Source organism: Sphingobacterium sp. UT-1RO-CII-1 (assembly GCF_026711005.1).
In the GTDB taxonomy this organism is placed as follows: Bacteria; Bacteroidota; Bacteroidia; order Sphingobacteriales; family Sphingobacteriaceae; genus Sphingobacterium.
This window is the reverse complement of record NZ_JAPPVJ010000002.1, coordinates 808,379-834,618: the sequence shown is the minus strand read 5'-3', so window position 1 is coordinate 834,618 and position 26,240 is coordinate 808,379. Positions and strand designations below refer to the sequence as shown.

General features: G+C 37.7%; 23 protein-coding genes. 10 read left to right on the top strand and 13 right to left on the bottom strand.

Features of this window, described 5'->3' with window-relative positions; translation table 11 throughout:
- Positions 1 to 124: 124 nt before the first annotated feature.
- Complete coding sequence (locus ORI89_RS07395) at positions 125 to 928, top strand: class I SAM-dependent methyltransferase (RefSeq protein ID WP_268229808.1); 804 nt, start codon at positions 125 to 127, stop codon at positions 926 to 928.
- A gap of 242 nt (positions 929 to 1,170) precedes the next feature.
- On the opposite strand, the gene ORI89_RS07390 is transcribed toward ORI89_RS07395, so the two are convergent.
- The 8 genes from ORI89_RS07390 to ORI89_RS07355 form a co-directional block, all read right to left on the bottom strand.
- The gene (locus tag ORI89_RS07390) at positions 1,171 to 4,341 is read right to left on the bottom strand and encodes an efflux RND transporter permease subunit (RefSeq protein ID WP_268229807.1); all 3,171 of its coding nucleotides are present in this window, start codon (positions 4,339 to 4,341) and stop codon (positions 1,171 to 1,173) included.
- 28 nt (positions 4,342 to 4,369) lie between these two features.
- A complete protein-coding gene (locus ORI89_RS07385) occupies positions 4,370 to 5,494 on the bottom strand; it encodes an efflux RND transporter periplasmic adaptor subunit (RefSeq protein ID WP_268229806.1) in 1,125 nt (374 codons plus the stop codon).
- Between the two features lie 37 nt (positions 5,495 to 5,531).
- Positions 5,532 to 6,866, bottom strand: a complete 1,335-nt coding sequence (locus ORI89_RS07380) for a TolC family protein (RefSeq protein WP_268229805.1) — start codon at positions 6,864 to 6,866, stop codon at positions 5,532 to 5,534.
- Position 6,867: 1 nt separating this feature from the next.
- Positions 6,868 to 7,446 carry a TetR/AcrR family transcriptional regulator gene (locus ORI89_RS07375; RefSeq protein WP_268229804.1) on the bottom strand — a complete coding sequence of 193 codons (579 nt, stop codon included), beginning with the start codon at positions 7,444 to 7,446 and terminating at the stop codon, positions 6,868 to 6,870.
- Positions 7,447 to 7,691: 245 nt separating this feature from the next.
- On the bottom strand, positions 7,692 to 8,120 hold the full coding sequence (locus ORI89_RS07370; protein WP_268229803.1) for a c-type cytochrome: 429 nt from the start codon (positions 8,118 to 8,120) through the stop codon (positions 7,692 to 7,694).
- Between the two features lie 10 nt (positions 8,121 to 8,130).
- On the bottom strand, positions 8,131 to 8,778 hold the full coding sequence (locus tag ORI89_RS07365; protein ID WP_268229802.1) for an SCO family protein: 648 nt from the start codon (positions 8,776 to 8,778) through the stop codon (positions 8,131 to 8,133).
- 2 nt (positions 8,779 to 8,780) lie between these two features.
- Complete coding sequence (locus tag ORI89_RS07360) at positions 8,781 to 9,215, bottom strand: transposase (protein WP_268229801.1); 435 nt, start codon at positions 9,213 to 9,215, stop codon at positions 8,781 to 8,783.
- A gap of 27 nt (positions 9,216 to 9,242) precedes the next feature.
- Positions 9,243 to 9,728, bottom strand: a complete 486-nt coding sequence (locus ORI89_RS07355; protein ID WP_268229800.1) for a DUF4442 domain-containing protein — start codon at positions 9,726 to 9,728, stop codon at positions 9,243 to 9,245.
- Positions 9,729 to 9,828: 100 nt separating this feature from the next.
- Between ORI89_RS07355 and ORI89_RS07350 the strand changes: the two genes are divergently transcribed.
- Positions 9,829 to 11,052, top strand: coding sequence for an MFS transporter (locus tag ORI89_RS07350; RefSeq protein WP_268229799.1), 1,224 nt, complete (start codon positions 9,829 to 9,831; stop codon positions 11,050 to 11,052).
- Between the two features lie 220 nt (positions 11,053 to 11,272).
- Here the strand turns inward: ORI89_RS07350 and ORI89_RS07345 are convergent, their stop codons facing one another.
- The 3 genes from ORI89_RS07345 to ORI89_RS07335 are packed head-to-tail and all read right to left on the bottom strand — an operon-like array spanning position 11,273 to position 13,646.
- Positions 11,273 to 11,929: a uridine kinase family protein gene (locus ORI89_RS07345; protein WP_268229798.1), complete on the bottom strand. Its 657-nt coding sequence runs from the start codon at positions 11,927 to 11,929 to the stop codon at positions 11,273 to 11,275.
- Positions 11,930 to 11,941: 12 nt separating this feature from the next.
- Positions 11,942 to 12,883 (bottom strand): LysM peptidoglycan-binding domain-containing protein, encoded by a 942-nt coding sequence (locus ORI89_RS07340; protein ID WP_268229797.1) that lies wholly within the window; start codon positions 12,881 to 12,883, stop codon positions 11,942 to 11,944.
- A 10-nt stretch (positions 12,884 to 12,893) separates the two neighbouring features.
- Positions 12,894 to 13,646, bottom strand: a complete 753-nt coding sequence (locus ORI89_RS07335) for a hypothetical protein (RefSeq protein WP_268229796.1) — start codon at positions 13,644 to 13,646, stop codon at positions 12,894 to 12,896.
- On the opposite strand from ORI89_RS07335, the gene ORI89_RS07330 reads away from it, so the two are divergent.
- Positions 13,630 to 15,027: an NfeD family protein gene (locus ORI89_RS07330; protein WP_268229795.1), complete on the top strand. Its 1,398-nt coding sequence runs from the start codon at positions 13,630 to 13,632 to the stop codon at positions 15,025 to 15,027. The genes ORI89_RS07335 and ORI89_RS07330 overlap by 17 nt on opposite strands.
- A gap of 113 nt (positions 15,028 to 15,140) precedes the next feature.
- On the opposite strand, the gene ORI89_RS07325 is transcribed toward ORI89_RS07330, so the two are convergent.
- A complete protein-coding gene (locus tag ORI89_RS07325) occupies positions 15,141 to 16,700 on the bottom strand; it encodes an OmpP1/FadL family transporter (RefSeq protein ID WP_268229794.1) in 1,560 nt (519 codons plus the stop codon).
- Positions 16,701 to 16,858: 158 nt separating this feature from the next.
- Positions 16,859 to 18,040, bottom strand: a complete 1,182-nt coding sequence (locus tag ORI89_RS07320) for a hypothetical protein (RefSeq protein ID WP_268229793.1) — start codon at positions 18,038 to 18,040, stop codon at positions 16,859 to 16,861.
- 184 nt (positions 18,041 to 18,224) lie between these two features.
- Between ORI89_RS07320 and proS the strand changes: the two genes are divergently transcribed.
- The 7 genes from proS (at position 18,225) to ORI89_RS07285 (ending at position 26,226) form a co-directional block, all read left to right on the top strand.
- Positions 18,225 to 19,697: a proline--tRNA ligase gene (gene proS, locus ORI89_RS07315; RefSeq protein ID WP_268229792.1), complete on the top strand. Its 1,473-nt coding sequence runs from the start codon at positions 18,225 to 18,227 to the stop codon at positions 19,695 to 19,697.
- 18 nt (positions 19,698 to 19,715) lie between these two features.
- Positions 19,716 to 20,489, top strand: a complete 774-nt coding sequence (locus ORI89_RS07310) for an NAD-dependent epimerase/dehydratase family protein (RefSeq protein ID WP_268229791.1) — start codon at positions 19,716 to 19,718, stop codon at positions 20,487 to 20,489.
- Between the two features lie 95 nt (positions 20,490 to 20,584).
- Positions 20,585 to 22,495: a class II glutamine amidotransferase gene (locus ORI89_RS07305; RefSeq protein ID WP_268229790.1), complete on the top strand. Its 1,911-nt coding sequence runs from the start codon at positions 20,585 to 20,587 to the stop codon at positions 22,493 to 22,495.
- 85 nt (positions 22,496 to 22,580) lie between these two features.
- Positions 22,581 to 22,892 carry a 50S ribosomal protein L21 gene (rplU, locus tag ORI89_RS07300; protein ID WP_172391566.1) on the top strand — a complete coding sequence of 104 codons (312 nt, stop codon included), beginning with the start codon at positions 22,581 to 22,583 and terminating at the stop codon, positions 22,890 to 22,892.
- A 45-nt stretch (positions 22,893 to 22,937) separates the two neighbouring features.
- Positions 22,938 to 23,201 (top strand): 50S ribosomal protein L27, encoded by a 264-nt coding sequence (gene rpmA / locus ORI89_RS07295; protein ID WP_268229789.1) that lies wholly within the window; start codon positions 22,938 to 22,940, stop codon positions 23,199 to 23,201.
- Between the two features lie 474 nt (positions 23,202 to 23,675).
- Positions 23,676 to 24,755 carry a helix-turn-helix domain-containing protein gene (locus ORI89_RS07290; protein WP_268229788.1) on the top strand — a complete coding sequence of 360 codons (1,080 nt, stop codon included), beginning with the start codon at positions 23,676 to 23,678 and terminating at the stop codon, positions 24,753 to 24,755.
- A 1-nt stretch (position 24,756) separates the two neighbouring features.
- The gene (locus ORI89_RS07285; RefSeq protein ID WP_268229787.1) at positions 24,757 to 26,226 is read left to right on the top strand and encodes a helix-turn-helix domain-containing protein; all 1,470 of its coding nucleotides are present in this window, start codon (positions 24,757 to 24,759) and stop codon (positions 26,224 to 26,226) included.
- The last annotated feature ends 14 nt before the right edge of the window (positions 26,227 to 26,240 follow it).

The following is a 26,240-nucleotide window of genomic DNA, read 5'->3' as shown; positions in this document are numbered from 1 at the left end:
GATTTTGTATTATAGAATATATTAATGTTTTATAGGGTTTAGGGAAAATAATAATATATGATAGATTTTTTAAAAAAAAGTAGAACTTTATACCTTGCATAGTATGTGGAATGAACGATAATGTATGAAACCTGAACATAATTATATAGAGATTAATAGACACTCCTGGAATAACAGAGTAGAAACACATTTAAAATCGGATTTTTATAATCATGATAGTTTTATGAAAGGAGCTACATCGCTAAATCCTATTGAGATGGAGTTGCTGGGAAATATAAAAGGTAAAACTATTTTGCATTTGCAGTGTCATTTTGGACAAGATAGTATCTCGTTAAGTAGATTAGGGGCTGAGGTTGTAGGTGTCGATTTGTCGGACAAGGCAATAGAAACTGCCAGGGAAATAGCAAAAGAGACCGGATCGAATGCGCAGTTTATTTGCTGCGATCTATACGATATAGAAAATCATCTCGATAAACAGTTTGATATTGTGTTTACGAGCTACGGCACTATAGGCTGGTTGCCCGATTTAGATAGGTGGGCAAATTTAATATCTCGTTTTTTGAAACCTGAAGGTAAGTTTGTGTTTGTGGAGTTTCATCCTGTAGTTTGGATGTTTGACGATAATTTTGAAAAAATAAATTATAATTATTTTAATGTAGAACCCATAATTGAAACTGAAAGTGGTACCTATGCAGACAAAAATGCAAGCATTGTGCAATCGTATGTTAGTTGGAACCACAGTATAAGTGAGGTCCTGACCAGCTTGCTAAATAATTCTTTAGATCTTAAGGATTTTAAAGAATATGATTATTCTCCTTATAATGTTTTTAATAATATGATTGAGGTTGAGCCAAAGAAGTTTAGAATAAAGTATATAGAAAACAAACTTCCTTTGTTGTATTCTATTGTTGCAGAGAAGCGCAGGTAGGAAGGCTTAAATGAGGTAGATAAGATCTTTATTATATGCTAAAAGGAGAAAAGCATATTCGAAGCAAGATTTTTAATTTGTAATAGTCTTTTTTATTTTCCTTCTCGAGAGTAGTAAAGCAACATCCTGTCAAGTTTATTTTTAGACTGGTGAAATAGGGATTTAGAGGAATAAGAAAATGCTGCTCTATAAAAAAAGGATCGTACAATACGATCCTTTTTTTATATGTAGAAATTAGTTTTCTAGTGCGAACTTAAGTTCTTTGCTTTCTCTTCGTCAAAAGAAGCTTCTAACTCAGCAAGTTTTTTCTTGCCGTAAGAGAATTTCGTAATAACGTAAAATAATACGGGAACGAAGAAGATTGCTAACATAGTTGCTGCCATCATACCACCGAATACAGTCCAGCCGATAGTTTGGCGAGAAATTGCACCCGCACCGCTTGAAAGCATCAAAGGAATAATACCTAAGATAAAGGCAAACGATGTCATGATAATCGGGCGGAGACGTAGTTTAACAGCGTCTAATGTGGCATCCAATAAAGGCATACCGATATCAACACGTTCCTTCGCAAATTCTACAATTAGAATAGCGTTTTTGGCTGCTAGACCAATAATAGTAACGAGACCGATCTGTGCATAGATGTTGTTGTCTAATGAAGGTATTAACATTAGTGTTAATATGGCTCCGAAAATACCCAAAGGAACGGATAGTAAAATGGAGAATGGTACAGACCAGCTTTCGTAGAGTGATGCAAGTAATAGGAATACAAACACAATACATAGAGCAAAGATCATGACAGTCATGTTGCCTGATTGTTTTTCCTGAAGGGATAGCCCCGAGAAGTCGTAGCCATAACCATTTGGTAGCGTTTGTGCAGCGACCTCTTCTAATGCACGTAAAGCATCACCCGAACTATAGCCAGGAGCCGCCGAACCACTAATCTCTATACTTCTGAAGATATTGTAGTGGTTGATGATAGAAGGGTTTTGAACAAGTTCCCAGCTTACTAAAGTGCTCAAAGGAACAGATTCGCCACGAACGTTATTGACATAAAGTTTGTTGATGTCTTCGATGTTCATGCGGTAATCTTCATCAGCCTGTGTGACTACACGGAAGTTACGTCCGTAGCGTGTAAAGTCGTTAATATAGGCAGAGCCTAAGTAGGCGGAAATTGTACTATAAACGGATGAGACCGGTACAGCCATTTTCTTAGCCTGTTCTCTATTGACCGATATTTTAAAGTTTGGTGAATTTGAGTTGAATAGGGTATAAGCCATACCTATTTCAGGACGTTGATTGGCAGCTCCTAAAAATTGACCGACTACTGCTTCAAATTCTTTAATATCCACAGTTTCGTGGTCTTGAATCATCATCGAAAACCCACCCGAAGTACCCAAGCCTGGAATAGCAGGGGGAGTTACTGCTAAAACACGGGCTTTAGTGTAACCCGCATATTTACGCATAATACCGCCTGTTATTTCACCTGCCGTACGTGTACGCTCTGCCCAAGGCTTAAGTGAAATAAATAGGGTTGCACCGTTAGATTTGAATGATCTGTTCAGAATATTGATACCTGATATTAAAGTTACGTGTTGAAGCTCAGGATAGTCTGCGCGAAGATCAGCTTCGATTTCGGCAAGAACTTCGTTCGTACGGGCAGCGGATGCACCCTCTGGTAGTGTAACGCCAGCGAAGAACATACCGTTATCCTCTGTAGGTATAAAACCAGTAGGTTTTACTTGGAACATGTATCCCGTACCAACAAATATACAGATCAAGATGATGAGAACTAAGGTAGCATAGCGGATGCATGATTTTACACCTTTTGAATATTTATGCGTAACCCGCTCAAACCACACGTTGAATTTATGGAAAAACTTATTCAACCCTTTACTGTCTTTACCTACCACTGTGCGCTTTAGCATAATGGAACATAAAGCAGGAGTAAGGGAAAGAGCTACGAAAGCCGAAATCATAACCGAGACGGCAATTGTAATGGCAAATTGCTGATAAAGTTGTCCAACCATGCCTGGAATAAAACCTACAGGGACGAATACAGCTGCAAGGATTAACGCAATAGCGATAACGGGCGCTGTAATATCTTTCATCGCTTGGGAGGTTGCCTGCTTAGCAGTCATATCGTAATGATCAATATAATGCTGTACAGCCTCTACCACAACGATGGCGTCATCCACAACAATACCGATTGCCAGTACGAAGGCTAGCAAAGTAAGGTTGTTAATGGAGAAGCCAAACATAGTAAAGAATATAAACGTACCGACAATGGATACAGGTATAGCCAAGACAGGAATTAATGTTGCCCTCCACGATTGTAGGAAGAAGAACACTACTAATGTAACAAGGATAAGGGCTTCGATTAGTGTGGTAACAACCGATTTTATCGAAGCATTAACCACAGACACAGTTTCGTAACCTACAACATAATCCACATCTTCAGGGAATGCTTTTTTTAGGTTTTCTAATGATGCGTAAATACCTTCTGCTGTTTCTACAGCGTTTCCTCCTGGTGTTTGGGCAATCATCATACCTGTAGATATCATACCGTCAACCTGTGTGGTGGTTGAGTAGTTAAACTGCCCAAGTTCTACACGAGCAACATCTTTTAGTAAAACGATAGAACCGTCACTGTTGGACTTGACAATGATCTCTTCAAAATCTTCGACAGAGGAAAGGTCAGAGTCGGTAATGACAGGGTATTCAAAAACCTGAGAATTGGCCTGTGGAGGAGAACCTACAGAACCGCCCGGTATACGTAAGTTTTGCTCGGCAATAGCGTTTGATACTTCGGTAGGTGTTAACCGTAAGGCGGTTAGTTTATTTGCATCTAACCATACACGCATAGAGAAAGGCTGCCCAAATGCTGTAACATCACCCACACCTTTAACACGCATAATTGCGTCTTTAATGTATAGGTTGGCATAGTTGGCCAAGAATTTATCATCACGTGTGCCTTTGGGTGATACCAAAGAAACAAGCATTAGAATATCGGTGTTTGCTTTACGGGTTGTAACACCTAGACGACGTACAGCTTCAGGCAGTGCCGGCTCGGCAATACCAACACGGTTTTGTACATCTAATGTAGCAATATCAATATCAGTACCTACTTCGAAGGTTACTGTTATGGAAGACTGTCCGTTGGAAGTACTGTTAGAGGACATGTAAATCATGCCCGGAGTACCGTTAATCTGGCTTTCAATAGGCGTTGTAACGGTTTGTTCGACAGTCTGTGCATCCGCTCCTGTATAGTTGGCCGTTACAGTAACTGTAGGAGGTGCAATGGACGGGTATTGACTGATAGGCAATGTCATTACGGAAATCGTACCTACTATCATCAAGAGGATAGAGATCACGATCGCAGTGACGGGCCTTCTTATAAAAACTTCTGAAATCATATGTTAAATCTGTTTAGGGCTTGAACAACTATTGTTTTGGTGCGTTTTCAACGACTTTAACTCCTGTTCTGACGTTCATGATACCATCAACCACAATTTTATCTCCTTCGTTAACACCTGAAGTAACGACTACCTTGTCGTCTACTTTTAAACCTAAAGTAACGTGTTTCATTTCTACACGGCTACTATCGTTGATGACGTAGACGTTGTAAACACCTAGCTGATCTTGCGTACCTTTGAAAGGAATGATAAGTTGCTCTTCGGTAGAATTGCTTTTTACATTCATTGTTAAGTTCATACCGGCTCTTAGATCGTTTTCAGCATTTGCAAAAGTAGCGCGAACTTTAATGGTACCTGTAGTAGGGTCGACTGCGCGGTCCAATGTAGAAATTTTACCGTTTTGACCATATACTTCGCCGCCAGGCAGGACAACGTTAATATCTGTCGTCATTTTACCAGTATGGTAGCCGGCAAACTCATTGATTTCTTTTTCGCTGATTTGGAATTCAACAGCAATAGGGTTGATCGAACTGATGGTGTTTAATAAGGTGGTACCTGGGCTAACCAGCGCACCGGTACGCACTTGAGAAATACCGACAGCACCAGAGAAAGGAGCGCGGATAATTGAGCGCTGCATATTTGTTTGTGCCGTTGTAACAGCAGCTTGAGCTGCTTGAACTTGTGCTTTCTGATTGTTTACGTCTGTGAAAGCATAGTCTAAGGTTTGTTTTGCTATCGCATCCTGATCGGCTAGGGTTTGGTAGCGGGATAGATCCTTTTGTACACGCTCAAGATTAGCTTTGGCAATTTCTAAGTTAGCTTTAGCTTGATCGACAGCAGCCTGATAGCGGATGCCATCAATTTCGTAAAGGGCTTGACCTTGACTCACAGTAGCACCATCGGCAACATATATTTTAGTAATATAGCCACTTACTTCAGCACGTATCTCCGTCTCTTGAAGAGGTACTACACTAGCTGGGTAGCTTTTAACACCTGTAACAATTTGTTTTTCGACAAGTGCAGTAGAAACTGGAACGACCATTTCTGCAGGTGCTGCTTGTTGTTGCGTAGCGGCACCGTCCTTGGAACCGCAGGATTGCCAAAGTAATCCTGAACTTATGAGTAGGGCTGAAAATAAATATTTCTTATTCATGTTCGTGTATATTTCTTTTATTGATAGGGTGAGTAGTTTAGTTTGTACTTACAGTACCTAGTGCTTTTTGTATATCTAATTTACTTGATAATACAGCGTATAAAGCATTTAAATAGTTCAGTTGACTTGTTTTAAGATCTGTTTCAGCAGTCATCAATTCCAAGTATGTCTTGACACCAGCATCGTACTGTAGCTTAATGGTATTATATACTTCTTCGGATAAGTCCATGTTTTCTCTATAGTTACGCCAATCGTTCATGTTTGCGCGGTAGCTAGCCATAGCAGCAGAGTATTCAGTACTAATGACGTTTTCTAAATTCTGGATATCCAGCTCGATGCGTTCTTCTTCTAATTCTGATTTACGTATCTCTTGAATACGTTTTGTACCAGTAAAGATTGGAAGCGACAAGGATAGACCTACAGAGGAACTAGGATAATTGTTGTCAAAAGTTTTACTGAACTTATCGTGTCTGTAGCTTAAACCGTAGTTGGCGTAGGCACTTAAGCGAGGTAGAAAGTTCCATTTTTGATATTGGGTATTGAGCCTCTGAAGCTGTTTCATAGTTTCTAATTGCTTAAACTCAACCCGATTGGCAATACTTAAAAGCTCTGTGGTATCGAGTAAAATATTAGCTTCTAGAGCTTGATTCTCAAAAGAAAGACTAACATTTTCTTCAATATTCATACCTAATAGCATTTTTAGGTAATCGTATTTGTAATTACGTGTCTCGGTAGCTGATTTAAGTTGAGCTTTGGCATTGTTTAAGGAGATTAAAGCTCTTTTAAAGTCTGTTTTATCAACCAGCCCCGTTTCGTAACGAGCGGTAGCTTCTTTGTGCTGTCTTTCTAAACGCGTAATATTTTCGTTGATAATTTTGATGGATTCTTCAGATGTAAGTATATCGTAATAAGCTTTGCTCACATCAACTACCGTATTAATACGAGTATTTTCGATAGAGAGATTGTTGTTCTCACGGATATACTTTGCAGCTTTAGAAGCTTGCATAAGTTCAGGACTTAGCAGGTTCTGATCGGCTTGGAATGTTAAACTACTGTTGTTTTTCTGACCTAAAGTGATGTTTTGATCACCAAAGGCAGTGGTGGGCAGTTTAAGATTGTAAGCATAGCTTCCCTGTGCACTGATTTGAGGGAACCAGCCAGATAGGGCAGAGGCGATCTCGCGTTCGCCGATTTCCTTATCAATTTCTACCTGTTTAAGCTCAATCTTATTGCGCAGTGCATAGTTGATGAGTTCGTCGAGAGTAGCATTGCTATTTAAACTTCCACTCGCTTGTGAGGAAGTCTGGGCCTGTGTAAGGTTGAATACACAGGCTGTTAGGAAAATAAATAGAGCAACTTTTCTAAAGTTCATATTATTGATTTTTAACACCATTCCAAATAATTTCAATTAAATCTGAACGATCCTTCTCGTCGGCTTGGTAAAGACCGTACTGGTTGGACCGGACTAGAAAGGTAAGTGTGCCGATAAAAGCAGAAATAAAACTATAAAAAGTAATATTTCTGATCTCTTTGTTAGCTATACCTTCCTCAAAAAAACGCATCATCTTGTCTGCATTGAAGTCTTCAGTGATTTCTTTGTTTTTTACCAATTCTGAATAAGGAGAAGAGTAGAATTGTTCAAAAAATGAAAATACATCCTGATGATCGGCATAGTACTCTAATAAGCTGTTCCAAATATGGAAAAAGCGCTCTTTGTAAGAAAAGCCTTTGTCTATTTTGAAAACATGCTCTCCCATTTTTAGACGACAATATTTAAATAGCTCCACAATTAATTCGTCCTTGGACGAAAAATAGTGATAAATAGTACCGGTAGCTACATTTGCATGTGTGGCAATCTGACTCATAGGCGTGCCGTGAAAACCGTGTTCCTTAACTAATTTTAAGGTGCTTTCGAATATAGCTTCTTTTTTATTTGACAACTGAACGTTCATTCGGTTGCAAATGTAAGTAAAAAAGACGGACGAAAATGTCAGGTAGATGTTAAATAAGTATGAAATATTTATGTCTAAAGACTTATTGTGTAAAAATATTAATACATGTGGCCTGTATGCACTATTTGTCAATTTTTAGATTGACTATTTGTAGGCTTTATTCAGGTGTTCTAAGAAAAATAGCTTACAGAATAGCCTAAATACTATTCTGAAAATTAGGAATAAGGGAGTAGGAAAATAAGGGGCTATTGGTGCCCCTTTAAACTTTCTTGTACTTCTTCTTGTGTGTAGGTTTTAGTGTCCTTACCGAAGGTAGTAGTTACGTAAGTGAGGATATACGCAATTTCAATGTTGCTTAATTCTTTGATGCCTGGCATGGCATTGTCGAATGTTTTGCCAGCGACTTCTATAGCTCCCTGCATGCCAAATTTAACAATTGAAGCTAATTGATGGCGGTTTTGCCGTAGGTATGTGCTGTCTGTAAGGGGAGGGTATAATGTCCCTAATCCTTCACCTTTGGCACCATGGCAGTTTTGGCAGTGCGTTATATACAGTTTTTGTCCATTTACAGCATACTGCGCTGTTTCAATGCTTACATTGGGTTGACAAGAAACAATAAGTATGCTAAGGAGCATACTTATTGAGAAACTGATGATAAGAAAATGCTTTTTCATCAATTTGTTTTTATTGTTCTTTTAAAAGGACTTCCATATCGGCGAGCAAGAGATCGATTTGATCGATCAAAGTGCCGTCATACGCACCTCTGATGTGCTTGTTTTTGTCAATCAGCATAAAATACCCCTGATGATCGTAGCCACCGGGTGCGGTTTCGTCTTCTTTTGTATAGACGAAGTAGCTGTCGGCCATACCATATATGTCTTTTTTGCTTCCCATAACAAACTGCCAACGATCGTCTGTAACGCCCAATTTTTCTGCATAAGATTTCAGAACAGCAGGTGAGTCGTATTTAAAATCTATGCTGTGCGAAAGAAATGCAACACGATCATCATCCTTGTACTTTTCGTATACCTGTAGAAGGTTACGTTGCATGGTAGGGCAGATACTTGGACAGTTTGTGAAGAAAAAATTAGCAATAAATATTTTGTTTTCGAAGGTTTTGTCTGTTATCATGACGCTATCCTGGTTGAGAAAACTGAAGCTCGGTATAGCATAAGGGATAGTATCAGTGACCGTCTGCCCGTCTACTGTTTTTTCATTCACCGTGCTTTCTCCTATATAAGGTAGTTTTTTTTCATTGCCGTTAGATGAGCAACTGATTAGAAAAACGGAGATTGCAAGCGCAATAAAATTGAACTTTAAATAGGATTTCATAGTTATTTGTTAAAGGGAGATAAAGCTTTAGTTGCTTCTTGATTTACAGTGTCAAATTCGTTTTTTAAATCAGAGATGCGCTGAATTTCTGCTTCTTGATAAGAGACATCTGTGTTGTCCATGCTGTATTCTTTCATCCAGACCATCATTTTATCTGTAGCTGTTTCTAAGTTAGCTTTTAAGTTAGATAGATCATGACGGCTGCTGGTTGTGTCCAAGTCAGGAGTTTGTTGCTTGATCAATGCCAAATTGTCCAATATCGAATCAATAAGTACGGTGTGTTTATTGAAGGTTGATATCTGAGGCATAATTTCGTCATGTATTTCAATGGCTTTTTGGGAAAGCAATTTTGGATCTTCGCTTTGCTTTTCATTGTTCTGGCAAGAACTGAAAATTATTGCTGCAGTAGCTAAGCTCGTGTAAATGATCTTTTTCATGGATGTTGTTAAATTAATGAGTATGAATTATTGTTTTATGACTTGCATATTAAAATCTAAATCGCGTATGTAAATTTCGTTGTAGGATTTAGCACATAGGAGTCCATGGGAGTCAAAAATATCTATTTGAAAAGTTTTTACAACCTTACCGGTATTATACACTTCCTGTAGAGCGTCCTCGATTTCATGATCATGGAGGATGATGGAGAAAAAAAGGTTCTTGTGGGCCGGTTTCAAATATTCGATATGGGCTGATTTTAACCAGGTAACTGTTCTTTTAACACCGCGACGGCGAATTATTTGATCAAATAATAAGGTGTGAATAGGGTCGACAGATGAAAAAATAGTACCTCCGAATATACTTCGGTTGCTATTTATATTAAATATACTTTTGATAACCTTAATATCCACCCGTTTAAAATCAGCATGAACTTTCTTAATCCAAATTTGTTGAAAAAAGAATGGAGGATAAATCCGTAGCACCCATTTTAGGGCTTTAGGAGATAGTAACATGATACAAAGATAAGACTCTTATCGGCTAATGTAAATAGACATTGTTTTATTCTTGTAATAATTGTAAATCAGTTGTAAATTGCTTGATATACTTAACCTTGTGGATAATAATAAAAAAAGTAAAAATGTAGGCTTATTGGTGTTGGTTGCATCTTTAGGTTATTTTGTAGATATCTATGATTTGATCATATTTTCAATTGTGCGGATAGCGTCGTTTCGTGATATAGGTGTGCCGGAGGAACTGATGCGTTCGAAAGGAGAATATGTGCTCAATATGCAAATGATGGGACTTTTATTGGGTGGTATTATTTGGGGTGTTATTGCGGATAAGTTTGGTCGTTTGAAGGTTCTGTTTGGTTCGATTTTATTGTATTCTTTGGCTAATATTTATAATGGTTTTGTGCAGGATGTAGTGACTTATGGTATTGTGCGGTTTATTGCAGGAATTGGTTTGGCAGGTGAGTTAGGTGCAGGCATAACACTGGTCGCTGAGACAATGAGTAAAAATAAGCGAGGATACGGCACGATGATAGTAGCAGGGGTTGGGGTGCTGGGAGCGATATTAGCATACTATATCTCAGAGTGGTATGACTGGCGAACGGCTTACTTTGTAGGTGGAGGGATGGGGCTGTGTTTACTGTTGTTGCGTGTGGGAACTTTTGAGTCTAATTTGTTTAAATCGGATGAAAATCGGGATATAGAAAAAGGAAGTCTACGTTTGCTTTTCAGTAATAAAGAACGGGCACTACGTTATTTATATTGTTTATGTATAGGTTTGCCTATTTGGTTTGTGGTAGGGGTATTGATAACACAGGCTCCTGAAATAGGGAAAGCTTTAAATGCCGTCACAACATTAAGCGCAGGAAAGGGTGTCATGTTTACGTATTTGGGCATTTCACTAGGTGATTTTCTGGCAGGTTTATTGGCGCAATGGTTTAAGTCGAGAAGGAAAGTGGTATTGATTTATCAGCTTTTTACGGTTTTGTTTGCTGTAATTTATCTGTCTAGTGAAGAAATTACGGAGATTCGTTTTATGGTTTTAGCTTTTTTATTGGGGTTGGGTGTGGGTTATTGGGCTACTTTTGTAACAATTGCTGCGGAACAATTTGGGACAAACCTAAGAGCTACCGTTGCGACAACTGCTCCTAATTTTGTGCGAGGAGCATTAGTCCCTTCGACTTGGCTTTATGGGTTTTTAGTAGGACATATAGGTGTGTTATATGCAGCGATTTCTGTTATTATATTGCTTACTGTAATTGCTGTTTTTGCTTTAGTTAAGCTGGAAGAGAGTTTTGATAAGGATTTAAACTTTACCGAAGAGTAAAATTAGACAACCTGATATTATTAACGGTCTGGACATTTTTTGCAGCGTTTACCTCTTTTGTATTTTTTACAGCATTTTTTAAATTCAAAGCAGCCCAGATCAGGGCTACAACGTAAACCTGGTTTGCAGTCTTCGGTGAAAAAGTGCAACCGGTCTTGACTGCTGTTATGTATATCCTTCAAATCCATTGCGGATACAAATATAGTTATTTAGATTTGATTTAAATAAGATGTTGATCTTTTTTTTCTGATTTAAGAATTTCGGAAATCTTATGAGTAGCGTGATCTATTATCTTAGGGTCATTGTTGTTATTTATAATGACAAGGTCACATTGATCTTTGTAAGGAAGCAGGTATTCTTGATAAGATGGGACAACATGGTTAATCCATTTGTACATCACATCGTCATGATCGTAGCCCCTTTCGATTAAATCTCTTTTTAGGCGGCGGTCTAGAGCAATTTTTTCTTCGGCGTCTATGAATATTCTATAATCAAGTAGCTGATTTACCTCTTCGTAATGAAATATAAATAAACCTTCTACTATGAGTATAGGGGCCGGTTTGATTTCTAGTGTTTTGGGGGTGAGTAAAGGGTTGTTAAAGGTGTATTCTTCTTTGAAGATGGTGTGACCATCGAATAATCGTTTGATATCGTGGTAAAACGATTCTCTGTTTATAGAAGTAGGTAAGTCAAAATTGTATAGGCGATTTTCTTCCTGCGTTTTGGTGTTAGCTGGAATGTAATAGTCGTCTTGCGATATTAGTGTAACGGCGCTTTCTTCAAAATGGTGGAGAAAGCTTTTGAGGAAAAATGTTTTTCCAGATCCGCTACTACCGGCAATGCCTATAACATAAGGTTTTTTATCCGTGAATTTCAATTTGCAATCTTTTTATTCTATAGGAAGCCCATATGTTATTTCTATTAAAAATCGGCGGTCCAGTGCGCCTATATAAGAAGCGGCTGATTTGGAAAGGATAACGATTGCGTCTTGGGTGTCGGCGGTTTCGTTGAATTTACCAACTACTTTAGCGTAAGTGACATTTTTCGTCATCGGATTTGTGATTTTTAAAATAGTACCTACAGGTGCAGTTTTGTGTAAGGCTAAATTGCTTTTGCCGTCAGTTTCTAAGTTTTCCATCCATACGCCTATACCTTTTTCTTGTTTTTCGCGTATTCCGTAACGATTTGAATCGAAGCCTAACGCTCGTTGAGGTTCTTCAATGACTGTTACAGGCGTGGCAACCGGCTCGGGAGTAATGATTTCGGGCTCGGGCTCGTGGTAATCAGAGTTTGGGATATTTAACATTTGTCCTTCACGCACACTGTCCGAAGTTAGTTTATTGAGTTTTTTTATCTCATCAACGCTGGTGTTGAACCGTCTTGATATTGCATAAAGAGTTTCCCCATTGCCCACTTTGTAGGCTGTTAATATAGGGTTTTGATCTTCTTGGGGTGTGGCTGTTGGAGCTACTGTAGTACTAGGTGTTATTTCTGTAGCTACAATAGTTTCAGTGTTAGCTTTTTTACCCGTTGGTATTTTTATTATATCACCCGGTCTTAATGTCTTTTTGTTGTTATTAGCCATAATCTGGTTGACCTGGGCTTTATATTTTCTGCCTAATGCATAGTAGGTTTCTTTGGCTTCTACACGGTGGAGAATATAAACTTCACCTTTAATGACTTCTGTGCCGATAGAATCAGGGGCTAAAGTATAAGAAGTTATAGGGGTTGTCAAATTACTTGCTGCAATAGCTATTTGGCTAAAAGGTGTGTACAAAATACCGATTAGACCCAGTTTTATATAAGTTGAGATTTTATTAGAATTTATCATACGAGTGCAATTATACTAAATACGAAACAATTTCTTGTTTATTATATGACATTAAAAATATTTGATCGTTTATTTTAAAATAATGTTGCGGAATTATTTTTTCCATATTAAGGAGGATTGTTGTCTTTTCTAAAATTTTAAAACGATCGGAAATACAGATATGAAGTTGGTAAAATTCCTGCTCTTTGGTGTGGTAAGACCATAAGTAGCGATTGTCAGATATTTTATTTAATAGAAGGCTATCGATAAGGTATGTTTCTTTTAAAAAAGGAGGAAGCTGCCCTGTATAGCGAAGAGGAAATTCAATGGTCTGGCAGTAAGATAATTGATTGGGATCAATATTTTTTGCTTTGCTGCCATCGATAATCTTTATAAACTCTTCCATGCCAGATTGGAAGTTGCGGTGTCTGATTTTGATGAAGTCTAAATAGGTGTCAACCCACGTGTGTTGTTCGGAAAGGTATTGCAGTTGACCGTAGAAGTCTATGATTTGAATGCCTGCCCCTATAGGTGTTTGTGTACCGACACGTTTGAGGATGATGTTGTTATGCTGAATGCCTTCTAAAGTCCATTCTTTATCTTTAATTTGAAATGGAGTATGTTGGATATTTCCTTCGAAATCAAGTATATGTATCGTTGGTGCAGTGCTGTCTGCATCTCTGGTTTCCAGTGCGATAAAACGCCCACGTGCATCAACAGCTATTTTCCATATTTTAGAAGAGAATTGTCTTTCAAATGCTTTAATTATGGTATATTTATTCATTATTTTTTTACAAAAGGAGATTGTTTTTGCTATGAACAAATTTACAAAAAGCTTTTATGCTTTTCTTTTATCATATATTCTTTATATTCCTTTTACGTTAGGGCAAGGGGTTTATAAGGTAGATGTGAAAGAAGATATTGGACCCAATGCTTGGCGTACAGTTAATTTGGCGTATAATAATGCGGTGGCTAATGGTGCTAATGTGTTTTTTGTAGAGCTAAATACTTTTGGTGGCGCTGTGAACTTTGCAGACTCTATACGAAGCCAATTGTTGAGGGCCGAGATGAAAACTGTAGTTTATATTAATAATAATGCAGCTTCGGCTGGAGCGTTAATTTCTTTGGCTGCTGATGATATTTATATTCAAAAGGGGGGAAGTATAGGGGCTGCAAGTGTTGTGAACCAACAGGGGGAAGTGATGCCTGAGAAATATCAATCGTATATGAGAGGTTTAATGAGGGCAACAGCAGAAGCTAAAAACAGGGATCCTAAGATAGCTGAAGCTTTTGTAGACCCTGAGGTGTCTGTGAGTGAATGGAAACCGGATGGTAAGTTATTGACGTTAACAGCTGCAGAAGCAGTGAAAGCAGGGGTGGCAAATAAAGAAGTGGATAATTTGATGGCTGTATATAAAGCAATAGGAGCAAACAAAGAAGATGTTACGCAGCATAAGATTACAATGATTGATAAAATCATAGCCTTGTTGATTAATCCCATGGTTAGTGGCTTGTTGATTATGGGGATTATAGGTGGAATATATTTTGAATTACAATCTCCAGGGATAGGTTTTGCTTTGGTAGTGGCATTAATCTGCAGCGCATTGTTTTTTGCTCCATTGTATTTGCAAGGGTTGGCTGATAATTGGGAAATTGCTCTTTTTGTTTTAGGAGTTATTTTAATGGCGTTGGAAGTATTTGTGATACCGGGCTTTGGTGTGGCTGGTGTGCTAGGTCTTACTTTTATGTTGTGTGGCTTAGCGTTCTCTATGGTTGATAACGATTTCCTTGATTTTAAATTTACTAAACCGGGTTTATTAATGAATTCATTTTTGATAGTCATTGGAGCTATAACATTGGCGATTACCGTCATGTTTATTTTTGGGAAAAATATCCTTCGTTCTTCGTTGTTTAGGCGCTTAGTGTTACAGGATGAACAAACTGCTGAGAGTGGGTATACTTCGTCGCAGAAGAAAATTGACCTGATTCATAAAAATGGTATCGCACGTACTGTATTACGTCCGGCTGGCAAAATAGAAATTGATGGTGTTTGGTATGATGCGGTGGCGCTAGACGGATTTGTGGAAGCGGGTGAGCAGATATATGTGGAAAAGCATGAAAACTACAACTTGTTTGTACGTAAGATGTCAGATAAGCCGCAGTAATTTCATGCGAGAGGCATGCGAGAATGAATGTGCTAAAAATAAAACGTCCGCTAACTTTAGTTAGCGGACGTTTTATTTTTTGTATTGTATCGTGATTTTGTTTTGACGTACTTTTAGAATTTAGCACCTAATGTTAGGACTGCACTAGTACGTTGTAATTTTACGTCAGCGATAGGACTAGGAGATTTCCAGTGAGTTTCATCAATGCGATAAGGGCTTGTTTTGTAGTCGTTCACAAGGTGTACAACCGCTAAGTCTAAATACATTGTATTGCTTAATTTGGCACCTAAACCGACGCTTCCACTGTACTGTTCGTTATCGGCATTTTTGTAGGGGTTGCCATAATAATTAAACCCGGCACGCGCACTTAATATATTGGTCATTAAGATTTCTCCCCCTATCTTGAAGTTGAAAGCACCTTGGTAAGAGTTTTTTACCTCTGCATCCCATTCACGCTCTAGAGAACTGTTGTGGTAACCTCCAGATGTGCGAACTTTTATGCTGCTATAATCGATGTATTCCGCGTCAGCAGTAATAAGACCACGGCTGAAAAATTTGGTTAAACCTAAACTAAATCTCCATGGTGAGATGGTGCGGTACTGATCGTCAGTACGTCCATTGTCTACTGTCTTTTTTAGAAAAGGGCTTGTAGCTTGTTCATTATCAAAATAGTCAATAGCTATAAAGCTATCGGTATAGTCATCGATAGTCATCCAAGTTGGAGATTGAATGGTAGCACCAATGTTCCAGTCAAGTGTAGGTTTGTAAATTGCACCAATTTTGAAATCTACTCCAGTTCCTTCGGATACTTGAAGGAAATCATCTAATAGCTCATAATTAGCTTCTACAAGAGTATAGTCGTCGTGATTAGGGTCTGCTATATTAGAGTTTGGGTTTTGTGCAATGATTTCAGCTCGGTTTTTAGTCCAGCCTGACTCTGAAAATTGTTGTGAAGTTTCGTAACGAAAGGCGGTAAAGCCTACGTTCATACCGATGTAAAATTTATTGTTGTAGTTTGCGCCAAAAGCTAATGCAGATCTCGAGTTGTAGCCGTGATTTAAAACATCACTAACCTGATATTTATCCCCTTTTTCACTTAATATAGGAAAAAAAACATTCTTGTCGTTCGCTATATTTTCGGCAATGCCGGTATTATACATAGCTTTAGACCAATCTGAGCCTGGATCGTTGGTCATCATATCAGCATAAGCATTTCCAATAGTGTTTAATGGGTTATTGCCCTCGTAACGAATGTTTTCATGGAAAATGTTTGTATTTTCGTAACTGAAACCAATATTGAAGTTTTGCCAACCGCTTGCTTGTCCGTAACTGGATGGAAAGTGGAAAACAACACCAGCATGGTCGATACCAAAACGGTCTTTATTGCGGGAAACACGGTTGCCAAAATAAGTGCCTTTATTGTTGGCGTTGTTGTAGTTGACAGTAATAGACATATCAGACTGTCCGAAAAAGCCTAAGCCAGCAGGATTTCCTGTAATGGAGCTTATGTCGCCTCCTAACGCTGTTTTAGCATTTCCTAAACCTTTAAATCTGGCAGTTCCTGCATTGTTTTCTTGCGAAAATCTAAAGGCATCGCCTACGAACTGCGCATCGGCCGAAAAGCTCAGACCTGTTACCAGTAGTGATGTGAAAAGTATGTTTTTAAGTTTCATATGTAATATAGTCTGCTTCAATAATTATAAGAAATAGTCATGTATCTTCTGATACCTGCGGAAAACATGACTATTTCACCCTATGTTTCGGTTGAGTAAACAGCCCGTGTTTTTTACCTATGGAAAGGTTTTTTATACAGGCTGTTTAAAGTGTGTTTTTATCTTCTGCTGCCAGCTCTTGAGCTACTTGCGCCTGAACTGCGTGAAGCTCCTCCGCCACTACTGCCTCTCGACATAGAGCTACCTGAGCTTCTAGATGTTCCCATAGAAGAACCTGAGCTTCTGGATGGAGTGGAAGTTCTAGTAGCAGGTGTACTGCGTGAAGTTGAGGGTGTGCGAGATGTTGAGGTAGAAGGACGAGTCGTTGATCTAGTGCGGTCTACTCCTGTGTTGCTACCTGACTGCGTTCTAGAAGTACCAACTCTAGAACCACCATTGTTAACAGGCCGCGTTACGGTACCTCTATTGTTTGTGCCATCTGTGCGTGAACCCACTCGTGATCTGTTGATATCTCCAGTAGTCCCACTTGTTACTCGGGATGAACCTGTTCTTGAAACAGTGCCATCTGAATTTCTAACACGACCATTTGTACCTGTTGTGGAGGTACGGTTACCTACTCTTGAACTTGAAGCTCTAGAGTTGGATACGCGAGAATCACGACCAGTGACAATACGTCCATTATTATCTCTCGCTATGGAATTACCATTTACACGTGAAGATGTGCGTGAGTTGTAGTTTGTTCTTGAAGCAGATCTTACTGAGCTGTAAGCAGGTGTTCTGGTACGACCGTAATAATAATGATTGTTATAGCCATAGTAAGGATGGCCCCACGAGTTGTAGCCCCATCCACCATAGCCCCATCCACCGTAGCCGTAACCATAGTAAGGACGATTCCATCCACCATAACCGTAATGGTAGGGACTACCCCACCCCCAACCGATACTAAATGACCAGCCCGGGCTATAGCCCCAGTTAGACCATCCTAGACCGAAACCCATTCCGGAATAACCGTACCAAGGGTTAAACCAAGGATCATAATAGGTCATCCCTGGGCTAGAATAGTAAAATCTGTTGATGCGATTTGCGTATTCTAAATCATTATCATAACCTTCGATATACTCATCATCAGCATATTCGTCGGTGTAATAATCGTTTTGAGCATACTGTTGGTCTGCTTCATCTGTGTAATAATAATCGGGACTCTGGTAAATTTGAGGAGCTTTTGCCTGATTATTATATACATCGTCTTTATAGGCAACTTGTCTACCTGTCGAACAGGCGCTTAGCGAAATTACTGCTAAGAGTGCCAGACTTCCGAATAATAATCTATTTGTTTTCATGATATCCAATACAAGTTAAACTTTCAATAATACAGTCTTAATTATTATCTTAGACCCGTGTTTTCTGAAAGGGTTTAATCTACTCGGCCAAAAATATAAATAATCTTTTAGTGTACATATCTCTTGTATAGAATTATGCGCTGATATTACATGTATTGTTACATAATAAATTGAAATAGAAGTAATGGGAAAAGGAATAACCAGTCGTAGCGAGGATTACTCGCAGTGGTACAATGATTTGGTGATTAAAGCTGATTTGGCAGAATATTCTGCTGTAAGAGGATGTATGGTGATTAAACCTTACGGATATGCTATTTGGGAACGTATGCAAGCTATCTTGGATAAAAGGTTTAAAGAAACAGGCCACTCGAATGCTTATTTCCCTCTATTTATACCCAAGTCTTTCTTTTCAAAAGAAGCGTCGCATGTGGAAGGGTTTGCTACAGAGTGTGCTGTAGTAACACACTATCGCTTGAAAAATGATGGACAAGGTAATATCGTTGTTGATGAAGATGCTAAGTTGGAAGAAGAACTGATTGTTAGGCCGACTTCAGAAACGATTATATGGAATACATATAAAGGGTGGATAGAGTCGTATAGAGATTTACCTATTTTAGTAAACCAATGGGCAAATGTGGTGCGCTGGGAGATGCGTACAAGGTTGTTTTTGCGTACAGCAGAGTTTTTGTGGCAGGAGGGACATACAGCACACGCAACGGCAGAAGAAGCTATTGAAGAAGCTAAGACCATGTTGGATGTGTATGCTGAATTTGCAGAAGGTACTTTGGCGGTGCCGGTGGTGCGAGGGAGAAAGACTGAAAATGAGCGTTTTGCAGGTGCAGTTGATACCTATTGTATAGAGGCGTTGATGCAGGATGGAAAAGCTCTGCAGGCAGGTACGTCGCATTTTTTGGGTCAAAATTTTGCGAAAGCTTTTGATGTTAAGTTTACAAGTAAGGAAGGTAAGCAAGAGCATGTGTGGGCGACATCATGGGGAGTGTCAACTCGTCTAATGGGGGCTTTAATTATGGCACATTCTGATGATCAGGGTTTGGTACTGCCGCCAAAGTTGGCGCCTATACAGGTGGTTATCGTACCAATTTATAAAACAGAAGAAGAGAAGGTGCAATTAGATGCGTATGTAAACGCCTTGACTGAAGAGTTTAAAGCAAAGGAAATATCTTTTAAATATGATGACCGCGATACACAACGCCCAGGCTTTAAGTTCGCAGAATGGGAATTGAAAGGAGTGCCTTTGCGAATCGCTTTAGGGGCTAGAGATATGCAGAATGGGACGGTAGAACTTGCTCGTAGAGATACGCAAACAAAGGAAACTGTCAATCAAGCAGGGTTATCGGATAAAGTTGAGAAGTTATTGGCGGATATTCAGGAAAATATTTTTGAAAAAGCATTGACCTATAGAGATGAGCATATTACAGAAGTCAATTCCTATGATGAGTTTAAAGAAATGTTAGAGTCGAAAGGTGGATTTTTACTGTGCCACTGGGATGGAACAGTAGAAACTGAAAAGCGTGTAAAAGAGGAGACGAAAGCGACAATACGTTGTGTGCCTTTAGACGCTAAACAAGAAGAAGGGGTGTGTATATTTACAGGTAAGCCATCGAGTCAGCGTGTGTTGTTTGCTAAGGCCTATTAGTATCTTAATATCGTAAAGTTGAAAGTACTTATTATAGGTTGCGGCTGGGTAGGTGAAGCTTTTGCGAAAAAAATGTTAACCTTAGGACATGAGGTGTATGCGACGACTACAAAAGAAGAAAAGTACCATCGTTTGAAAGACGATGGTATTTTTGTTATAAAAGCCGATTTTGATAAAAAAATAGACATGAAGGTCTTTCCTAAGGACGTTGATTTTATATTGAATAGTGTGCCGGCTGTAAAACGCTTACAGAAAGAAGACCTGCTTGGGCGATTTGAACAACTTCGGACTGTCTTGTTAAATATAAAATATAAAAAGCAAATATTTTTAAGTTCTATAGGTATTTACCCAGATAAGGATGGTGATTTTTATGAAGATAGTGAAGTGGAGGAAGGAAATTTGTATGCTGCGGAATTGATGATGATGAAATTAGACAATACACTTGTATATAGATTAGGAGGACTTTTTGGTAATGAAAGAATATTTGCAAAATATTTTGAAAATAAAGTTTGTTATACAGGAGAGCAGTTGGCAAACTTTGTTCATTTAGAAGATGTAGTTGAGCTCCTTTTTAAAGGTCAGCAACAAGATATGAAGGAGAAAGTCTATAATGTGGTTGCACCTAAACATCCATTGAAGAGGGATGTAGTTGAGGTTTCGGCTGAAAAGTACGGTTATTTAAAACCTTTGAAATATGAAAATAGAGAGGTGTTTTATAAAAAAGTGAACAGCGATAGGATTGTAAAGGAGTTGACTTATACTTTTAAATACCTATGTCCATTAAGTTTTTGACCTAAATATTTTTTAATCGAGATCAAATCAATCTGAAAATTTGGTGTATTTATTTTCATAAATATTTTTTTACCTTTGCAGAATCAATTCAAGCTATGAGTGACGCAATAAAACATGAGTGCGGTATTGCACTCGTTCGATTACTAAAACCCCTGTCTTATTATCAAGAAAAGTATGGTACGCCTTATTATGGTATTAATAAGATGTATTTGCTGATGGAGAAACAGCATAATAGAGGGCAGGATGGTGCTGGAATCGCTACAATTAAGTTCGATGTTAAACCAGGACATCGTTATATTTCAAGGTATAGGGCTATGGGCTCTTCTGCTGTAGCGGATATTTTTGAATATATACAGAAGAAGTTTGCTGCTGTAAATAAAGCGTACCCCAAGGAGTCTAAAAACACACAATGGTTGAAAGAACATGTAAGTTTTACGGGGGAGGTGTTACTTGGACATTTACGCTACGGAACACATGGTAAAAATAGTATAGAAAGCTGTCATCCGTTTTTGAGACAGAATAATTGGATGAGTCGAAATTTGGTCTTGGCAGGAAACTTTAACATGACCAATGTAGACGAGTTATTGCAACAGTTGTATGAATTAGGGCAGCACCCTAAAGAGCAGGCTGATACAGTTACCGTTCTGGAGAAAATAGGACATTTCTTAGATGATGAAAATCAGGAATTGTTTGATAAATTTAAGCAAGAGGGGTATTCTAATATTGAAATAAGCGCCTTAATAGCTAAAAGTTTAGATGTATCGAAAATACTGACCCGTTCTGCTAAAACTTGGGACGGAGGATATACAATAGCAGGTATTTTTGGTCATGGGGATGCTTTTGTGATGCGTGACCCAGCAGGAATACGTCCGGCATTTTATTATAGAGATGATGAGGTTTTAGTCGTTGCCTCGGAAAGGCCGGTTATCCAGACTGCTTTTAATATTCCTTTGGAAAGTGTAGAAGAGATTAAGCCAGGGCATGCACTTATTGTGAAAAAGGATGGTACGATAAGTGAAGAAATGTTCCGTGAACCGGTTGAGCAAAAGTCATGTTCATTTGAACGTATTTACTTTTCTAGAGGTTCGGATGCTGATATTTATAAAGAACGGAAAGAGTTGGGGCGTCTTTTGTGTCCGCAAATTTTAGAGTCTGTTAATTATGATATTAAGAATACTGTATTTTCTTTTATACCGAATACAGCAGAGGTGTCTTATTACGGGATGATGGAAGGTGTTAATACCTACGTACGGGATTTTCAAAGAGAGGCTTTATTGAATCGTACAGATAAGATATCGGACGGAGAACTGGAAGAGATGATCAATATTACTCCGCGATTTGAAAAGCTGAATGTAAAAGATGCCAAGCTAAGGACTTTTATCACGCAGGATGCGGATAGAACCGATATGGTACAGCATGTTTACGACACTACATACGGGATTGTGAAAGATCATCAAGACACTATTGTTGCTATTGATGATTCTATTGTTAGAGGAACAACATTGAAGCAGAGTATTCTTACGATCTTGGATAGATTGCACCCGAAGAAAATAGTCGTTGTGTCATCAGCCCCTCAGATTCGTTACCCAGATTGTTATGGTATTGATATGTCTAGGATGGGAGAGTTTGTCGCTTTTGAGGCAGCTATTTCTCTCTTGAAGAAAAGAGGACTTGCGCACGTGGTGGATGAGGTGTATCAGCGATGTTTAGCTTCTACTACTATGCCTAAAGATTTGGTTGAAAATTATGTAAAAGCTATTTACGAGCCCTTTACGGATGAAGAAATTTCTGAAGAAATTGCACGTATTATACGGCCGCATAATTTAAAAGCTGAATTAGTTGTTGTGTACCAAACATTAGATAACTTACATAAAGCTTGTCCGGATCATTTGGGAGATTGGTATTTTTCAGGAGATTACCCTACTGCAGGAGGTAATACAGTAGTGAATAGAGCATTTATGAACTGGGTGGAAGGAAAAAATGTGAGAGCCTATTTTAGTAGGTAGTAGAATTTATATATTAATTTTAATTTAATAAATCTATTTATTATCTTTGCAATTCATTAAATATTAACATATATTATTTATAACAATGTACGCAATAGTAAATATAGCAGGACAGCAATTTAAGGTTGCAAAAGACCAATATCTTTTTGTACACCGCTTACAAGGAGACGAAGGCGCTAGTATTGAATTTGACAATGTATTGTTAGCAGAGGACGGTGGTAAATTTACTGTAGGTACACCAAGTATCTCAGGAGCTAAAGTTTCAGCTACGATTTTGTCTCATTTGAAAGGTGATAAAGTAATCGTTTTTAAGAAAAAACGCCGTAAAGGTTACAAAAAGAAAAACGGTCACCGTCAACACTTTACTAAGATACAAATCACAGGTATCAGTTTATAATAGAATTTTTAATCAGACTTTTAAAGTCATAAATTAGATAAAGAAATGGCACATAAAAAAGGTGCGGGTAGTTCCAAGAACGGTCGTGAGTCACATAGTAAAAGATTAGGTATCAAGATTTTTGGTGGACAGAAGGCTATTGCCGGAAATATCATTGTTCGTCAACGTGGTACACAGCATAATGCTGATGCAAATGTAGGAATCGGTAAAGATCATACGTTATATGCACTAGTAGATGGTACGGTAGTTTTTCGTAAGAAAGCGAATAATAAATCATACGTATCTGTTCTACCAGTTGAGCAAAATTAAAATATTAGCTTAGCCTTTAGTATAAAACGCAAAACTATAAGTTTTGCGTTTTTTTTGTACCTAGTGATAAAAGGAATTATTCTCCAAGATTTCTTTAAAAAGCCTTTTGTGTAGTATGTAAGCTACAAATAAAATAATATAATTATAATGCTCTCGATCTTTTGAGGCAAAGACTTAGATTTGTTTAAGGATTGACAGTGAGAAGATTGCTGTATTCGTAATGCCTCAGTATTGACTTTATTATATCTGGATTTGAAGTGTATTTCTCCATTTGTATAACGAGGGTAGCGGTAGATGTAAGGTGTTTTTTTGGAAGGGATTTACGTCGATAGTCTCTGCCTAAAAAAGATTTTGATAAGGGTTTTTATTAAGAGTTAAAAGAGGCATTGCTATTTTCCGGTTAGACCATTTGTTGATTTTATTTCTGTTTTAAGTATTTGTTATATAGTAAAATGCTAAATAGCTATTAAGTAAATGGAGTTTATATTCTTATACTCAAGTACAATTATTACGACTTTTTTAAGCATTTATCTCTACTTTATTTTGCCCGTAGTTGGTAGGTTTGATAAAATTGTCTTTGTTTTTTTAATTGTTACTGTACTACATTATAGTAATGCTTTTATTTTTATAGAACTGTTAGAAGGATATCAGTATGTAGAAAAAGCCTCGCCATTTGAACTTTTATACGGACCATTGTTTTTTTTAAGTTATTTAACTACAAAAGAAAAAAGGTTGAATACAGAAGTCTTCTTTTATCATGGATTACCTTTTATAATATTTTTGACCATATATTTCGTTTTTTTAGCATCGCCCACTTTTCGTGTAGAGTATAGCGTTTTGTATTATAGGTTATTGCATCTGTCGATGGTATGCTCGATGGCATATTATGGGTTTAATGTGTTGTATAAGGGTGTAGCTATGCGGTTTTTTCCAAATTCTATATCTAGGTATACACTTGTTTTGTTTTTTATTTTTGTTTCGTTATTAGTATCAGTTGTTACACTTGGCTTATTAGCACAAGATAATATTGGTTCTGATGTGTTTTATTTGTTAAAATTCTTGCTCTTGTTTATCACGGTACTACTATCTTATATGTATTTTTTAGGACGTGTCCGCTTGTTAAATAAGGGTGGTGTTCTAGAGAGTAATGAGGTAACTATAGAAAATAAGATAGCGAACAAGAAGGCTGTCTTAATAAAGAAAAAGATAGCTAGTAAACATCTTCGCCAAATAGAAAATTATATGAAAGGGCACCCTTATTTGAGAGCTGACTTTAAACAGGAGCAAATGGCGATGGAATTAGGATTACCTAAATATGTGTTGTCCAAATACTTTATAGAAGTACATTCGGGGGGATTTTTGAAAGTAATTAATGGTTTGAGAATTGATTACGCTTGTAAAATGTTGGAAGATGAAGAGTTACTTTATACAATGGATGAATTAGCGGTGTTATGCGGATTTAGTTCTAGGGCATCTTTTTATCGTAATTTTAGTAATCAGGAAAATTGTACACCAATGGAGTATCGTGAGAGATTAATGACACTAGTGAATTAGTATGAAGTTTTTTTTCACCTTATTTGTTTTATTGTTGACTATTTCAGCTTCTGCTCAACGTAGTTTTGAAGAAGCCTATCAATTTATATATAGTGATAAAATTGCATCTAATGTTGTAGAGGCACATCTTATGGCCGACTCCTTGTTATTAGTCGCTCGTAGCGATTTGGAACGAGTGAAAGCGCATATGCTTTTGGGAACAATAGAACAGAGTATAGGGCATATTGTACCTTCCTTAAATCATGTGTTTAAAGCTCTCCAGATTGCTGAACTTTGTGGCTTTGTAGAGTGGCAATCTCGTGCTAATGGTTTTTTAGCAACTGCTTTTAGGCAAGCAGGTCTATACTCTGAGTCATTTAAATCAATTAATAAATGTGAACAACTTAATGAGTTAAACCCTAGACGAGAGGGTTATTTATTGGTGAAAATTAGCATATTACAGGAGAAAGCGCTTTATAATATGGATAAGGGTCAGCATAGTAGAGCTATTGCTTTTATTGAGAAAGCGCAAAGTCTTGTATCGGAGGATTCCACAGTTGACCCAAGATCTATAATAATTAAAGCGACAAATGATCAATTGCTCGGAATAGCATATTTAAATTTAGGGCTATTAAAAAAGGCAGATTCATTGCTGAATAGTTCATTGACAAAATTGGGTAGTCAGGAAAGTAACTTAAGACCTTATATTTATAGAGCACTAGCTGAAAAATCGATGAAAGAAAATGATTTTGTACAGGCAAAGTCATATCTTGATCAAGCTGCTCCTTATCTTGAAAGCGCAAACCGTATGGAGTTAAAGATGCTTTTATACCAGTCTTATATTAATTATTATACAGAAATTGATATAAAGCAGGTGAAAAGCTATACTGAAGGGTATAATGATTTACTTAAAAATAAGCTGATTGTAGAGGGGGAGATTGCAGATCAACTTTTGTCAAAAAATAACAAGAAAATTCAAAATTTTGAACGCTGGGTAATAGGTGTGAAATATTTGGGCTTTGCTGCGTTAGCTTTTTTCTTTTTATTAATCGTTTTTTTTATCTGGAAATTCTTTAGTAATCTGGGACGATCAAAAGATAGGTTATTGGGGATTGATAATGATGATTTTATTGCTGGTGACACAGCGAAAAGATTGGTTTTGAAGTTGGAAGACCTTGTTGACGAGCAGTTCTTTTTGGATCCAGAATTGTCACTTTCAAAATTAGCCATTAAAATGGAAACGAACCCAAGGTATGTGTCTTTCGTTATTAAAAGGCATACAGGTAAAGATTTTTATGAGTATATACAAGGGCTACGTATTGCTTATATAAGAGAACGCTTATGTAAAGAGTTTGAACTTTTAGAATGTAAAATTAGCTATATAGGAAGCTTATGCGGTTACCTTTCACCGAGTAAATTTTCGAGAGCCTTTAAAGCAGAAACTGGGGTCCTACCATCGGTTTATATACAGAAGCTCCGTCTTACTAAATAGGAAGAAATAAAACT

Coding starts and splice junctions, on each gene's coding strand:
- rplU (WP_172391566.1), top strand. CDS start 22,581: ATGTACGCAATAGTAAATATAGCAGGACAGCAATTTAAGGTTGCAAAA.
- ORI89_RS07390 (WP_268229807.1), bottom strand. CDS start 4,341: ATGATTTCAGAAGTTTTTATAAGAAGGCCCGTCACTGCGATCGTGATC.
- ORI89_RS07380 (WP_268229805.1), bottom strand. CDS start 6,866: ATGAACTTTAGAAAAGTTGCTCTATTTATTTTCCTAACAGCCTGTGTA.
- ORI89_RS07285 (WP_268229787.1), top strand. CDS start 24,757: ATGAAGTTTTTTTTCACCTTATTTGTTTTATTGTTGACTATTTCAGCT.
- ORI89_RS07365 (WP_268229802.1), bottom strand. CDS start 8,778: ATGAAATCCTATTTAAAGTTCAATTTTATTGCGCTTGCAATCTCCGTT.
- ORI89_RS07340 (WP_268229797.1), bottom strand. CDS start 12,883: ATGATAAATTCTAATAAAATCTCAACTTATATAAAACTGGGTCTAATC.
- ORI89_RS07385 (WP_268229806.1), bottom strand. CDS start 5,494: ATGAATAAGAAATATTTATTTTCAGCCCTACTCATAAGTTCAGGATTA.
- ORI89_RS07360 (WP_268229801.1), bottom strand. CDS start 9,215: ATGAAAAAGATCATTTACACGAGCTTAGCTACTGCAGCAATAATTTTC.
- proS (WP_268229792.1), top strand. CDS start 18,225: ATGGGAAAAGGAATAACCAGTCGTAGCGAGGATTACTCGCAGTGGTAC.
- rpmA (WP_268229789.1), top strand. CDS start 22,938: ATGGCACATAAAAAAGGTGCGGGTAGTTCCAAGAACGGTCGTGAGTCA.
- ORI89_RS07330 (WP_268229795.1), top strand. CDS start 13,630: ATGGTATATTTATTCATTATTTTTTTACAAAAGGAGATTGTTTTTGCT.
- ORI89_RS07395 (WP_268229808.1), top strand. CDS start 125: ATGAAACCTGAACATAATTATATAGAGATTAATAGACACTCCTGGAAT.
- ORI89_RS07375 (WP_268229804.1), bottom strand. CDS start 7,446: ATGAACGTTCAGTTGTCAAATAAAAAAGAAGCTATATTCGAAAGCACC.
- ORI89_RS07355 (WP_268229800.1), bottom strand. CDS start 9,728: ATGTTACTATCTCCTAAAGCCCTAAAATGGGTGCTACGGATTTATCCT.
- ORI89_RS07335 (WP_268229796.1), bottom strand. CDS start 13,646: ATGAATAAATATACCATAATTAAAGCATTTGAAAGACAATTCTCTTCT.
- ORI89_RS07320 (WP_268229793.1), bottom strand. CDS start 18,040: ATGAAAACAAATAGATTATTATTCGGAAGTCTGGCACTCTTAGCAGTA.
- ORI89_RS07290 (WP_268229788.1), top strand. CDS start 23,676: ATGGAGTTTATATTCTTATACTCAAGTACAATTATTACGACTTTTTTA.
- ORI89_RS07325 (WP_268229794.1), bottom strand. CDS start 16,700: ATGAAACTTAAAAACATACTTTTCACATCACTACTGGTAACAGGTCTG.
- ORI89_RS07305 (WP_268229790.1), top strand. CDS start 20,585: ATGAGTGACGCAATAAAACATGAGTGCGGTATTGCACTCGTTCGATTA.
- ORI89_RS07370 (WP_268229803.1), bottom strand. CDS start 8,120: ATGAAAAAGCATTTTCTTATCATCAGTTTCTCAATAAGTATGCTCCTT.